This window comes from Bacillus sp. 3a (genome assembly GCF_017161885.1).
In the GTDB taxonomy this organism is placed as follows: domain Bacteria; phylum Bacillota; class Bacilli; order Bacillales; family Bacillaceae; genus Bacillus; species Bacillus safensis.
This window is the reverse complement of the sequence record NZ_CP067376.1, coordinates 244962-258180: the sequence shown is the minus strand read 5'-3', so window position 1 is coordinate 258180 and position 13219 is coordinate 244962. Positions and strand designations below refer to the sequence as shown.

The following is a 13219-nucleotide window of genomic DNA, read 5'->3' as shown; positions in this document are numbered from 1 at the left end:
ATATAGTGTATATACAATATTTTTCTGAAAAAGAGGTTTTTATATGCAAATTACGATTTCAAACCATTCTAAGGAGCCTATCTATGAGCAAATTACGAATCAAATCAAATCGATGATTTTAACGGGTGAGCTTGAAGAAGGTGCAGCGCTGCCGTCTATTCGAAAGCTGGCGAAGGATCTACAAATTAGCGTGATTACAACAAAGCGAGCGTATGAAGAGTTAGAGAAGGCGGGATTTATTTATTCGATTGTAGGCAAGGGATCATTTGTTGCGGAACAAAACCTAGAAGTGATGAGAGAGAAGAAATTGAAGGTGATCGAGGAACAGCTTGGAGCCGTTGTCACAAACGGGAAAGAATTAGGCTTATCTTTTGATGAATTGCAGCAGTTATTAAAGTTCTTATATGAGGAGTGAGATGAATGGAGCATGTGATTGAATTCAAAGGAGTATCGAAACGATTCAAGGATTTTTCCGTTCAGGATATTGATTTACAGGTCAAGAAAGGCTTTGTCACAGGGTTTATTGGAGAGAATGGAGCGGGTAAGTCCACCACCATTAAAATGATCATGAATTTGTTAAAGCCCGATTCAGGTGACATCAAGGTTTTTGGATTGGATTATCATACTCATGAAAAAGAGATTAAGGAACGAATCGGATTTGTTTACGATGCCAATGTTTTTTTCCCAGGGTTGAATTTAAAAGACATCAAACGGATTGTGGCACCAGCCTATAAACGCTGGGATGATCAGCTTTTTGATCAATATATTGAACAGTTTGGTCTTCCGCTGAATAAAGCGATCAAAACATTTTCAAAAGGGATGCAGATGAAGGCGTCACTTGCGATTGCGCTGTCGCATCATGCAGAGCTGATTATTATGGATGAACCAACTGCTGGTTTGGATCCGGTTTTTAGAAGAGAGCTGCTCAGCACGTTACAAGAATTGATGATTGATGGAAATCGGACGATCTTTTTCTCGACGCATGTGACGACTGATTTAGACCGGATCGCGGATTATATTGCGTTTATACAAAATGGAAGATTGGTCTTTCAACAGTCGATTCATGAAGTGGCAGAAAGTTATGCGCTTGTGAAAGGAAGCCTGGAGTTATTGGATCGAGACACAGAAAAGGCGTTTATCCATATTCAGCGTACATCAGCAGGTTTTGAAGCATTATCAGATCGGATTGATGAGGTGAAACTTATTTTTGAGGATGCTGTTGTGATTGAACCGGCGTCGCTTGAGGATATCATGTTTTATTTGAAAGGCGGGGCTGCGCATGTTTCATTTAATTAAGCGTGATGTGATTTTGCAAAAGAAGCAGTTACTTATTTTTATTCCGTTTATCTTATTTTTTATTTTCATGGATGTACATCCAGTATTGACGTTTATAGTCGCTAGTGTCTTCATTCCATTTAACACATATGCGTATGATGAAAAGGCAGAAACGAATATCCTATTAAATTCTTTGCCTTATACCCGGAATGAAATTATTGCCTCCCGTTATCTTGGTGCCGTTTTTTATATGGTCATTGCGATCGGGCTGACAAGTGCTGCATTACTTGTGTTTGGGAAACTGTTTTCGCTGTCAGATATTGCGATTGGCAGCGGGTTGTTTTTATTGTTCGCGGCGTGTACGTTTCCATTGTTTTATATCTTAAAGCCTGGTTATATTACAATGGCAGTGATCATTGGCTTTATCGTATTATCTGCTATGGGACCGCCTGTTGTTCTCTATTTAGCAGAGCAATTTAGTGGGCTCACTAATTTTATTATGAATGTATCGATCCCTGTTTTATATACGGGGTCAGCTTTGCTGATTATGCTCTTCTACTTGTTGTCTTGGGGACTTTCTACTGTGATTTACCAGAGGAAAGTGTTTTAGGAAAGCATTTGCCGAAATTCCTATAAATTTACAATTTGAGCTTAGAAGACCGTGTGAACGGTCTTTTTTGAAGATTTTTCTGATTATTGATTATATCAATATAAAATAATTTGAACTTACTTTTATGTCAGAATATTTTGTTAATAGTGTTTTCCTCAAAAAACAATTGTTTTTTAAGGGTAGATTTATTATGATAATATACATCGAAAGATTGATGTTTCTCAATCAGAATGAAAATTCTGATTTTTATTTTTTATGTTGTTTGTTGATGAGGGGGAAGAAAAGTGGCTCAAAAGGAATTAAAGAGAGGGTTAAGTGCCCGCCATATTCAAATGATCGCTCTTGGCGGCACAATCGGTGTTGGCTTATTTATGGGGTCAGCGAAGGCCATTCAGTGGACAGGTCCATCGGTTCTTCTAGCTTACGCAGTGTGTGGTATTTTTATCTTTTTTATTATGCGTGCGATGGGAGAAATGTTATATCTTGAGCCGAGTACAGGGTCATTTGCTACATTCGGGCATCAATATATTCATCCGCTTGCAGGGTATATGACGGCTTGGAGTAACTGGTTCCAGTGGGTCATTGTCGGAATGTCTGAAATTATTGCGGTTGGGGCTTATATGAAATATTGGTTCCCAGAGCTGCCTGCGTGGATTCCAGGGTTAATTGCGATGATCATTTTAGGAGCGGCCAACTTGATTTCGGTTAAGTCGTTCGGTGAATTTGAATTTTGGTTTGCGATGATCAAAATTGTGACAATTATCTTGATGATTGTTGCAGGTTTAGGCATTATTTTCTTCGGTTTTGGAAATGGCGGAACTCCTATTGGGCTGTCTAATCTTTGGGCGCATGGCGGGTTCTTTACAGGTGGGTTTAGCGGATTCCTGTTTGCATTGTCTCTAGTTATTGCTGCTTATCAAGGTGTCGAGCTCATTGGGATTACAGCGGGTGAGGCGCAAAATCCGCAAAAGACGCTGACAAATGCCATCAAAAGTATCATCTGGCGTATTTTGATTTTCTATATCGGTGCGATCTTTGTCATTGTGACTGTGTATCCTTGGGATCAGCTGAATACCCTTGGCAGTCCATTTGTAGCGACGTTTGCGAAGATCGGGATTACAGCAGCAGCTGGTATTATTAACTTTGTTGTCATTACAGCAGCGATGTCCGGCTGTAATAGTGGTATTTTCAGTGCGGGCCGTATGCTTTATACATTAGGTGTGAATGGTCAGGCGCCTGCTTTCTTTACGAAAATTTCGAAGAACGGTGTACCGTATTTTGGAACATTCGCTGTGCTGATTGGTTTAGCGATAGGAGTGGTCCTGAATTATGTTTCTCCGCCAAACATTTTCGTCTATGTGTATAGTGCGAGCGTCCTTCCTGGGATGGTGCCTTGGTTTGTCATTTTGATTAGTCATATTGGCTTCAGAAAGGCAAAAGGGGCAGCACTTGATCAGCACCCGTTCAAGATGCCGCTAGCACCGTTTTCTAATTATCTTACAATCGGATTTTTATTGATGGTTCTTGTGTTTATGCTCATTAATCAGGATACTCGAATTTCTCTCATTGTGGGAATTGTGTTCTTGATTGTAGTGGCACTTAGCTTTTTTGTATTTGGGATTGGAAAACGGAAGCCGATTGAAACAGCTTCTTCTGATCAAACGGTAAAATAATCAAAGGCCTTGCGGGATGGACCGCAAGGCTTTTTTTATTTAGAGTGAAGCTTTTACACGGTTAAAGACATCTGGATAGTTGGTGAAAAGACCGGTGACGCCGTATTGCAGTAGACGGGTCATATCTGCTTCGCTGTTTACCGTATATGGATGAAGGAGGAGTCCATGGCTTCTGACCTGCTGGACGTTTTCAGGTGTTAATGCTCTAAAATTCGGTCCAACCCCTACAGCGTACGTTTTGATAAAGTCGAGCTGATCGTCTGTGATGGATGTCATTTGGTTTCTGTCTAATAGCTGTACTTTTGGCAGACGTGGGGCTAATTTTTGAAGCTTTAGCAGGCTGTCTTCACTAAAGGATTGTATGATGACCTGGCCTTTTCTTGTATGTTTCCCAAGAAGGTGATGTTTCTTTAAGGCGGCCAATAGTTTTTCTTCCATTTGCGGATAAAGGTCTGGTTTTTTTGTTTCAATATAATAATTCTCTCGTTTTCCGAAATAGCGCAGCACCTCATCTAATGTAAGGACTCTCTGTCCGATATAGTTGGCATTTTGTCTGTCGGGATTGGCTTCGTTAAACCAGGTACCAGCATCAAGCTGTTTGATTTCGGCAAGTGTGAGGTCTTTGACCCAGCCTCTTCCATTTGTGGTTCGGTCAACGGTTTCATCATGCATCACGATGAGATGTCCATCCTTTGTCATTTGAAGGTCGAGTTCGAGGTAATCTGCATTCATCTTTGTGGCGAGCTTGTAGGAAGCCAGGGTATGCTCTGGTGCATACCCTGATGCTCCGCGGTGTGCAACGGTTAAGATGCGATCTGGAGATAAAAGGTTTTCATGTGCCGATACGGTGGCCGGCACCCACGCAAAAGACAGTAAAGCAAAAGAGAGCAACACGAAAGCAAGTAATCTACTTTTCTTCATATTTTATCCTCCTTTTACGGTAACTGCCTCCATCATAAGAAATAGATGTAAAGAGCATGTTGGGCGGATATGAATCTTTTATGTGATTTTCATTAAGCTTGCTCAACGCGTTTTCCTGTATTCCATGTCATAGCGAGGAAAACAATCGCAAGCACACAAGAACCAACCAGTAAAATGAAGCCTCCTGTCCAGTCATAGTGATCGACGACGACGCCCATCATGGCATTGGCAAAGGCAGAGCCGCCAATGTAGCCGAAGAAGCCTGTCAGTCCGGCAGCAGTGCCAGCCGCTTTTTTCGGAGCGAGATCAATGGCTTGAAGTCCAATGAGCATGACCGGTCCGTAAATCAAAAAGCCGATACTGATGAGGGCAATGTTATCGACCATTGGATTGCCTGCAGGGTTTAGCCAGTAAACAAGAACGGCAATTAACACCCCGGCCATAAAGATGACGCCAGCTGGTGCGCGGCGGCTTCTAAAGAAGCGGTCACTGATCCAGCCGCACAATAATGTACCGGGAATGCCTGCATATTCATAAAGAAAATAAGACCAGCGTGAATGCTCTGGTGAAAAGCCCTTTGCTTCTGTTAAGTAGGTCGGCGCCCAGTCAACGACACCGTAACGGACAAAGTACACAAACACGTTGGCAATGGCGATATACCATAGGAATTTATTGTTGAGTACATATTTAAATAAAATCTCTTTCACTGTTAATTCTTTTTCTTGATCCTCATACTTTTGGGCCGGATAGTCATTTCGATATTCCTCAATTGGCGGAAGACCAGTGGATTGCGGGGTATCCCGTACGAGAAGAATGATCACGAAGGAGACGATAATGGCAATGATGGCAGGGAAGAAAAAGATACTTTTCCACGTCGCAAACAGTACAATCCCTAATGTGATAAGCGGTGCAAGAATCCCCCCGCCGACATTGTGAGCGACGTTCCAAATGGACATTTTCGTACCACGTTCACTAACCGAAAACCAGTGCGCCATCGTACGCCCGCATGGCGGCCACCCCATGCCTTGAAACCAGCCGTTTAAGAACATGAATAAAAACATGATCCATACACTGGACGTGACCCATGGAAATGAGACAAATAGGATATTGATAAGAGCTGATAAAAAGAGTCCGGCGGCTAAAAAGTATCTGGGGTTACAGCGGTCTGAGATCATCCCCATGATGAATTTACTAAAGCCATAAGCGATAGATACAGCTGCGAGTACAAAGCCTAATTCACTTTTCGTGAACCCCTCTTCCTGTAGATATGGAATGGCAAAAGCGAAATTTTTGCGCAGCAAATAGTAGCCCGCATACCCGATAAAGATGCCTAGAAAGACTTGCAGCCGCAGCCGCTTATACGTCTCGTCTGTTTTGGCATCATCAAGCCTGTCGATATGTGGAGCAGGTTTAAACCATTTGAACATAAAGATCCTCCTTTTGTAGATGTCTGATTGACTGAAGCAAAAGTACGAGAATTGCTTTCGATTCTGTACCTTTTCAGAGACAAAAGAAATGTTAGCGCTTTCTTTTGTACTCCCATCATATCGGATGGAAGAGACGTTTATGATGAGGCTTTTGTCATAAATTTGGAAAAATGGGTCATGAAGCAACAAAAAAATCCGCACAATGGCGGATTTTTTCTTAGCGATTATAGAGACACATTAATTTTCGCAGATTTCTTTAGTTTTTCAATTTCTTTTTGTACTTCTTTTTGCTTTTCTTGAGATTCTAGCTGTTTTTTAATTTGTGATTTAACCTCTTTGTATTCTGGTGCTTTTTGCTTTTGTTTTTTCATTTGGTCTGCGTATTGGTCATAGTACGCTTTGACGTCTTTCTCAGAGACGGAGGCTGATTTGATTTCTTTGTCGACATATTGGCTGTATTTGATGCTGTCGGCAATGTCACTTTTCAGCTGATCCAATGTAAGTCCGCTCTTTTTCAGTGCTTCTTCGAATTGAGCGTTGTCTTTAAACTGTTTCTTTTCTTCCTTTAGCTGCTTATCTACCTCTTTGTCAGAGGCTTTGAAGCCCTTCTTCTCAGCATCTTGCAGGATGAGCTCTTGTCCTACGAGCGCATCAATGGTTTGTTTCTTGACTGCTTTCTCGCCTTCTTTAGAAGTTGGGTCTTGCCCGGACTGCTGAAGCTGTCCTTGAATGGTAGATAAAGCGCTATTGTATTCACTGCCTGTGATTTTGTCTTTGTTGACAGTCGCAACGACCTTTTGATCATCGATTTTTTGTGCGTCTAATTTCTTTTGCATTTCTTCCATTTGCTTTTGCTGCTCTTTTTGATCAGCCTGTGTTGTTTCCTTGTTTTTGGCTGAATCGTTTTGCTTATCTTGTTTGGCATCGTTTGACGAGCAGGCTGCAAGTCCAACAGATAACAAACAAGCGATGAGTGTATATGATACCTTTTTCATCATTTTCTCTCCCTTCGGTATGAGAACGTCTAGTGCGCATTCTAACCGTTTTTTAGGAAAAATAAAACCGTACAGACAATTTGTTAGCGGATTGACATGTTTTTTATCTGTTTGTCCTCATTTTGTCTTCTCATAGTCATCTCATGACAAACTCAATTGTGGAATAATTGTTCCATCACTTCGTCGATATTGGTGATTGGCTGGCGGCAGCTGTAGTTTTCACAAATATACACGGTGGTTTTGCCATCGATTGTTTTGTAATCTTTTGTAAAGGGCGCGAGCTTCGCTAATTCTTCCCCTGTTTCGGCAGTCAATATGATATCAAATGGCACGAAGCGTTTTTGAAGCGCCTGTAAAAGCTGTTCTTTTTGAGGGTCGCCGTTTTTTCCAAGAATGATGATTTCTCTTTTCGTTGCATATTGACTTAGGAGCCCTTGCAGAAACGCCGTGTGTCCGCTTGGGTAGGAAGAGACATCGACATAAAAGGCTTGGAACATCTGCTGTAATGTGTCTAGCCAATCCTGACGTCCGGTCAGTCTGCTTAGCATGAGAAGGTGCTTGAGTGCAGTGCTGTTGCCAGAAGGCATGGCACCGTCGTACACTTCTTTTTCTCGAACGATGAGCGCTTCCGCATCTGATCCTGAGAAGAAAAAGCCCCCTTTTTCCTTGTCCCAAAACAGCTCAAACATGTTCTCGGCAATGGCTGTGGCTTTTTCCAGCCAATCTAATTCAAAGGTCGCTTCGTATAAAGACATATAGGCTTTTAACATATGCGCATAATCCTCGATAAAGCCGAGATGCTTCACGTCACCTTCTCTGTAGCGGACCATGAGCCGCTCATGTTGAACAAGATGTGTTTCTAGAAAAGACATCGCCTGCTTCGCCATATGGATCGCTTCCTCTTCATCAAAGACCCTTCCTGCTTTGGCGAGAGCTGCGATCATCAGCGCATTCCAAGATGTAAGCACCTTGTCATCGACAAGCGGCGCGGGTCGCTGCTGTCTGACTGATTGTAAAATATACCGGGCTTCTTGCAGCTTAGACTGAAGGGTTTTATCATCGATCGAAAAAGAGGCTTTGATGTCCTCAAAAGAGGTAGAAATGGTATGAGGGATGTTCTCCCCTTCAAAGTTCCCCTCTTCTGTGATGTGATAGACTTCGCAAAATAAAGCGCCAAGCTCCTCCCCTAAATGGGTGATGATCTCATCTTTTGACCAGACGTAATATTGTCCTTCTTTCCCTTCAGAATCTGCATCTATTGCTGAAAAAAATGAGCCGCCCGGATTCATCATATCTTGTTTAATAAATTGTATCAGGTGTTGGATAAGCTTTTTATACTCAGGTTTTGAGGTGAGCTGATACGCTTCTGTGTAAGCTTCCATCAGCAGCGCGTTATCATACAGCATTTTTTCAAAATGCGGCACAAGCCATTTTTCGTCTGTTGAATAACGAGAAAAACCTGAACCAATATGGTCGTATATACCGCCATTTGCCATCCCATCTAACGTTTTCGTGACTGCATACAGCGCATTCTCCTGTCCAGTCCATTCGTAATAGCGCATCAGAAATGAGAGCATATGAGGTGCAGGAAATTTTGGTGCGGAGCCGAATCCACCATACAGCGTATCAAAGCTGCTCATGAGCTGATAATAGGCTTTGTGAACTGCCTCTTGAGACAGTGTGTTTTCTGTCTGCCCAGCTGCTTTAATCCGCAAGTTATTTGTCGCTTTCTCAGCCAATGATTCAATATGATCCCGGTCGTTATGGTACGCATCCAGCAGTTGTGTCAGTGCCTCGATGAAGCCAGGACGCCCGTATGCATTTCTCTTTGGAAAGTACGTCCCCGCATAAAAAGGCTTTTGATCCGGCGTGACAAACACATTCAACGGCCAGCCGCCTTGCCCCGTCATCATCTGACAAACAGACATATACATAGAGTCGATGTCTGGACGCTCCTCGCGATCGACTTTAATCGAAATAAAATGCTCATTTAAGATGTCAGCGACTTGTTGATCTTCGAAGCTTTCGTGTGCCATGACATGGCACCAATGGCAAGTGGCGTAACCGATGCTGACAAGCACTGGTTTATTTTCACGCTTGGCTTTGTCAAATGCTTCTTGCCCCCACGGGTACCAGTGTACTGGGTTGTGAGCGTGCTGAAGGAGATACGGTGATTTTTCATGGATGAGCGGGTTGGGTGTTTGGTTGTTTGGCATGGGATCACCTTCCTTTCTATATGTTTTTTAGTATTCTCTTTTCTCTATTTAATATATCAGATTGCTGTTGCCCGTCATCATTTGTCTGTGAGGTATTCCCAAAATGAAAAAATCAAGGGCTATAAACCCTTGATAGCTACATCAATCGTAATGCTTTAACAAGATGGCTGAATTATGTCCTCCAAAACCAAAAGAATTGGATAGCCCATATTTCAATGAAAGCTGTCTTGCTTCTAATACAACATCTAAGCTGCAATCTGGATCTTGATTCTCTACATTAATAGTGGGCGGAATCATACCTCGTCTCAAACTTTCCACTAAAGCAATGGCTTCTACTCCGCCGGCAGCACCAAACATGTGCCCAGTCATTGACTTGTTCGCCGTTGTTGGAATTTCACTTGAACGATCACCAAATAATTTCTTAATAGCTAGAACTTCTGAACGATCACCTACTTGTGTACTTGTTGCATGAGCACTAATAACATCGATGTCATCAGTTGATATATTTGCACTTTTCAATGCTTTTTTCATGGCTAAGTAGGCACCCTTACCTTCTGGGTGGGATGCTACCATATGATGAGCGTCTGAACTAGCTCCGTATCCCACTACTTCACATAGTATCGGCGCATCTCTAAGAATCGCGTTTTCTAATGATTCTAATACTAAGATACCTGCGCCTTCACTCATAACAAATCCATCTCTATCTGTATCGAATGGACGGCTGGCCCGGCTTGGGTCTTGGTTTCTAGTAGATAGTGCATGTGCGTTTCCAAAACTAGCCAAGGATATCTGTGAGACGGCAGCTTCTGCTCCTCCGGCAAATATAATATCTGCATCATCATTTCGGATCGCATTGAAAGCTTCACCAATAGCGGTGTTCCCAATAGAACAAGCTGTGACTGGTGACAATGATGGCCCTTGTGCCCCTAATCTAATGCTGATTTGGGCCGCAGCTGCATTTGAAATCATCATGGGGACAAGGCTGGGGCTTACTCTTGAGGGACCTCGTTTATCTAATACATTGACATGATCAACAAGCGATTGGATGCCCCCGATTCCTGAACCAACATATACGCCTAAACGTTCAAGATCAACTTGATCTAACTGTAATTGTGAATTTTCTAATGCTTGTTCGGCTGCTGCTAAGGCAAACTGACTAAAACGATCTAATCGTTTTGCTTCTTTTCTTCCCAATATTTCATCTGCATCGAAATCACGAACGATTCCGGCTATTTTTGTTTTATAATCAGTTGTATCAAAAGAATCAATGAGAGATATTCCCGATTGTCCTTTGATTAGTTGATTCCAAAAGCTATTTACATCATTTCCAAGTGGAGAAATAATTCCCATTCCAGTAATGACAACTCTTTTCATGATCATTCCCTCCTTGTTTTTATTAACTTTAGCCATTGTGTTATCCTATTACAAGTTGTTGTTTATCCTAGTATAATTAATACTCTTTTAAAGGGAGATCTAAATGAAACCTGAAACTAGACTTCAAGCATTATCAGAATTTCTAAAAAACCAACGTTCGAAAATTACGCCTCAAATGGTTGGTTTACCTGTAGGAACCCGCAGAAGAACACCAGGACTGAGAAGAGAAGAAGTGGCTCAACTAGCCGGTGTGAGTCTTACTTGGTATACATGGTTAGAGCAAGGGAGAGATATAAAAGTATCGACTTCGGTATTAGATGCGATTTCTCGTGCATTACAATTAAATAACGATGAAAGGAGATATTTGTACGCTTTAGCGTTAGAGGAAGGAGTGAAACAATCCTTTATCATTGAGAATGAGAAGGAAATCAGTCCGGCTTTAGTGAAAATTTTGCAGGAACTTCGTTATTGCCCGACGATTATATCTGATAGAAGAAGTCAGATTGTTGGCTGGAATCAAGCTGCTGCGAATGTATTTTTGGACTTTGAACAAATCAACCCGGCAGAAAGGAATATCATACGCTTACTATTCGCAAGAAAGGAATTTAAAAGTTTAGCGGTGAATTGGGAGCATTTTGTTAGAGGATATATAGCCATATTTAGAACGTATTATGGACAATATGTGGCTGATGACTGGTATGAGCAATTTATAGAAGAAATGGAGCAGGCATATTCCGAGTTTCGTAAGATCTGGAATGAAAATGAGATCAGCTATGCACCTGAAGTATTAATTGAATTTCGTCATGCTAAGGCAGGTAAAATGTTGTTTAATCTCACTTCATTACAAGTGTATGGGGATACTGATTTAAGATGCAGCGTCTATACTCCAGTTGAGGATACTGAAACGGAGCTTAAGTTAAAACGTTTGATTGAAGGCTAGTTATCGTTTGGATGAAGTTATTGAGTGCATTTAATATAAAATAGATCCCAAGCCATCAGTGACAAGGAGCATAACCGATGCTAACAAGCACCGGTTTATTTTCACGTTTGGCTTTGTCGAAGGGCTTGGCCCCAAGCCTATATCTTTTCTGGTAAATGGTGTTGATACATCTCAATAGCGTCTGTATGTTCTTTTAAAATACTCATTGTTTTTGGATGGGGTCTTACATATATCAAAGGATAGTCGACTTCATCTAATTCTTGTTGGGTATGAAAAGCTAATCTTTCATGATCAAGTGAGAATTGAGCATCAATTCCTGTTTTGTTGCCGCGAGAGTCTAATCGACTCCATTTATTAAGTGATTGCAGAAATACTGCATTTAATGCGTGAATACAATATCCTTTATCTGGCGTATCGAACAACATTAATCGCTGGTAACAGAAACCTGTGGGTATTCCTTGTGAGCGCAATAGAGCAGCTAATAGGTTCGATTTTGCGTAGCAAATTCCCTCTTTATAAGTTAATACCTCTGATGCATGACAAGTCACTCGTTTGGATTGGATATCCCATGTATGGGGAATTTCATCTCGAACAAACTCATAGGCTGCTTTTGCTTTTTCTATTTCTGTCTGCAATGGATTGAAAAGTTCATTTGATTTTGCTCGAATAAGAGGATGAGAATAATCAACTTCAGCTAGTTCACATAAATAATCATCTAAATTTTTAGATTCACATGTCAAGTTCATGATAATGTCCCCTTTTCTCTATACTTTTACCGCAGGAGGTCTATTTCTTCACCAACACATATTGTAAGTTTTCTAATTCAAACATATCAATCAGTTCATCGATCTCTTTAAAATCGATATGTTTTCCAAACCGTTTTTTGCTTAGGTCAATTTCTACGTCCAATTGATCATCCTTTTCTTTCGTTTCGAGTCCATCTACACAAGAATAGATTTCGATGGTTTCTCCTTTTGACAGCTCTTTTTCAATGAATTTAAAAAGTGCACGAAGAGAATGAATGATGTCTAATTCATAAACAAAAGGATGCGTGAATTTGTTTCTTACCGCTTCATAGACGGGATCTAGATAATCAATGTGAATGCCTTCGAAATCCTCTTCTGTTTCAAATACTTCTATCAAAAGTTCTTCTTTTTGATAGGTTTTTGGCTTTTTTTGTTTTTTATCAAACATGTTGATATTGAGTTCAGAGAACGGTTTATAGGTAGGATTTTGACCAATGGTACCAAGTGGCAGTTCTTTGTTTGATCCAATATAATGATGTAAAGTCATGGGCTGTCCTCTTTTCTTCAATGATTTCTCGTTCGTTGATTATTTTCTTTTTATCAATAAATGGTGGAATGTGCAATTCTTTTCACATACGTTCTCTACAAAAGAGAAGGGCAAGTCGTTTGACTAAATACCTCTTAGGGTATACTATCTGTTCATAGAAACAATAGAAAGGGGTACTTGTGCATGGAATATAATCAACAGATGAAGAACCGTCTTCGCCGGATTGAGGGGCAGATTAAAGGGGTTCTTGCGATGATGGAGCAGGGAAAGGATTGCCGCGAGGTGGTGACGCAGCTGTCTGCATCACGCAATGCCATTGATCGTGCAATGGGTGTGATTGTAAGTACAAATCTTGAACAATGTGTCCGAGAAAGTCTTGAACAAGGCAAGGATACGGAGGGTCTTGTGAAAGAAGCAGTAGAGCTATTGGTGAAAAGCCGGTAAGAAATTCTTCAGCCTTTGAAGGTTGACGGATTTTTTTACTTGTTATAATAT

At 41.2% G+C, this 13219-nt stretch carries 13 protein-coding genes and 1 pseudogene; 6 read left to right on the top strand and 8 right to left on the bottom strand.

The features are described 5' to 3' along the window. Positions 1 to 43: 43 nt before the first annotated feature. The 4 genes from JJ692_RS01040 to JJ692_RS01025 all read left to right on the top strand — a co-directional run bounded on the left by JJ692_RS01040 (position 44) and on the right by JJ692_RS01025 (position 3558). On the top strand, positions 44 to 415 hold the full coding sequence (locus tag JJ692_RS01040; protein WP_056768488.1) for a GntR family transcriptional regulator: 372 nt from the start codon (positions 44 to 46) through the stop codon (positions 413 to 415). A 5-nt stretch (positions 416 to 420) separates the two neighbouring features. Continuing rightward, the gene (locus JJ692_RS01035) at positions 421 to 1296 is read left to right on the top strand and encodes an ABC transporter ATP-binding protein (protein ID WP_151040754.1); all 876 of its coding nucleotides are present in this window, start codon (positions 421 to 423) and stop codon (positions 1294 to 1296) included. Further along, positions 1280 to 1885: an ABC-2 transporter permease gene (locus tag JJ692_RS01030; protein WP_122631567.1), complete on the top strand. Its 606-nt coding sequence runs from the start codon at positions 1280 to 1282 to the stop codon at positions 1883 to 1885. The genes JJ692_RS01035 and JJ692_RS01030 overlap by 17 nt, the downstream gene beginning before the upstream one ends. Before the next feature lie 284 nt (positions 1886 to 2169). Further along, positions 2170 to 3558: an amino acid permease gene (locus tag JJ692_RS01025; protein ID WP_025092487.1), complete on the top strand. Its 1389-nt coding sequence runs from the start codon at positions 2170 to 2172 to the stop codon at positions 3556 to 3558. Positions 3559 to 3597: 39 nt separating this feature from the next. On the opposite strand, the gene JJ692_RS01020 is transcribed toward JJ692_RS01025, so the two are convergent. From JJ692_RS01020 to fabF, 6 genes and pseudogenes are all read right to left on the bottom strand, one after another. Then, the gene (locus tag JJ692_RS01020; RefSeq protein WP_151040756.1) at positions 3598 to 4479 is read right to left on the bottom strand and encodes a glycerophosphodiester phosphodiesterase; all 882 of its coding nucleotides are present in this window, start codon (positions 4477 to 4479) and stop codon (positions 3598 to 3600) included. 92 nt (positions 4480 to 4571) lie between these two features. Then, on the bottom strand, positions 4572 to 5906 hold the full coding sequence (glpT, locus tag JJ692_RS01015; protein ID WP_044333417.1) for a glycerol-3-phosphate transporter: 1335 nt from the start codon (positions 5904 to 5906) through the stop codon (positions 4572 to 4574). Between the two features lie 224 nt (positions 5907 to 6130). Then, the gene (locus tag JJ692_RS01010; protein ID WP_024424429.1) at positions 6131 to 6901 is read right to left on the bottom strand and encodes a SurA N-terminal domain-containing protein; all 771 of its coding nucleotides are present in this window, start codon (positions 6899 to 6901) and stop codon (positions 6131 to 6133) included. 152 nt (positions 6902 to 7053) lie between these two features. After that, complete coding sequence (locus JJ692_RS18870) at positions 7054 to 7845, bottom strand: AGE family epimerase/isomerase (RefSeq protein WP_263642124.1); 792 nt, start codon at positions 7843 to 7845, stop codon at positions 7054 to 7056. Between the two features lie 780 nt (positions 7846 to 8625). Then, a pseudogene (locus JJ692_RS18865) lies at positions 8626 to 9117 on the bottom strand (thioredoxin domain-containing protein); the annotation flags it as partial. Positions 9118 to 9258: 141 nt separating this feature from the next. Next, the gene (fabF, locus tag JJ692_RS01000) at positions 9259 to 10491 is read right to left on the bottom strand and encodes a beta-ketoacyl-ACP synthase II (RefSeq protein WP_149126698.1); all 1233 of its coding nucleotides are present in this window, start codon (positions 10489 to 10491) and stop codon (positions 9259 to 9261) included. A 103-nt stretch (positions 10492 to 10594) separates the two neighbouring features. Here fabF and JJ692_RS00995 point away from each other — a divergent pair, with 103 nt between their 5' ends. Beyond that, positions 10595 to 11431, top strand: a complete 837-nt coding sequence (locus JJ692_RS00995) for a helix-turn-helix transcriptional regulator (protein WP_206534138.1) — start codon at positions 10595 to 10597, stop codon at positions 11429 to 11431. Positions 11432 to 11568: 137 nt separating this feature from the next. Here the strand turns inward: JJ692_RS00995 and JJ692_RS00985 are convergent, their stop codons facing one another. Together JJ692_RS00985 and JJ692_RS00980 are read right to left on the bottom strand one after the other, a co-directional pair. Beyond that, positions 11569 to 12177, bottom strand: a complete 609-nt coding sequence (locus tag JJ692_RS00985) for a transglutaminase-like domain-containing protein (RefSeq protein WP_073203576.1) — start codon at positions 12175 to 12177, stop codon at positions 11569 to 11571. Positions 12178 to 12217: 40 nt separating this feature from the next. Beyond that, on the bottom strand, positions 12218 to 12724 hold the full coding sequence (locus tag JJ692_RS00980; RefSeq protein WP_073203579.1) for a hypothetical protein: 507 nt from the start codon (positions 12722 to 12724) through the stop codon (positions 12218 to 12220). Positions 12725 to 12907: 183 nt separating this feature from the next. Between JJ692_RS00980 and JJ692_RS00975 the strand changes: the two genes are divergently transcribed. Next, positions 12908 to 13168 carry a metal-sensitive transcriptional regulator gene (locus JJ692_RS00975; RefSeq protein ID WP_003217059.1) on the top strand — a complete coding sequence of 87 codons (261 nt, stop codon included), beginning with the start codon at positions 12908 to 12910 and terminating at the stop codon, positions 13166 to 13168. Positions 13169 to 13219: the final 51 nt, after the last annotated feature.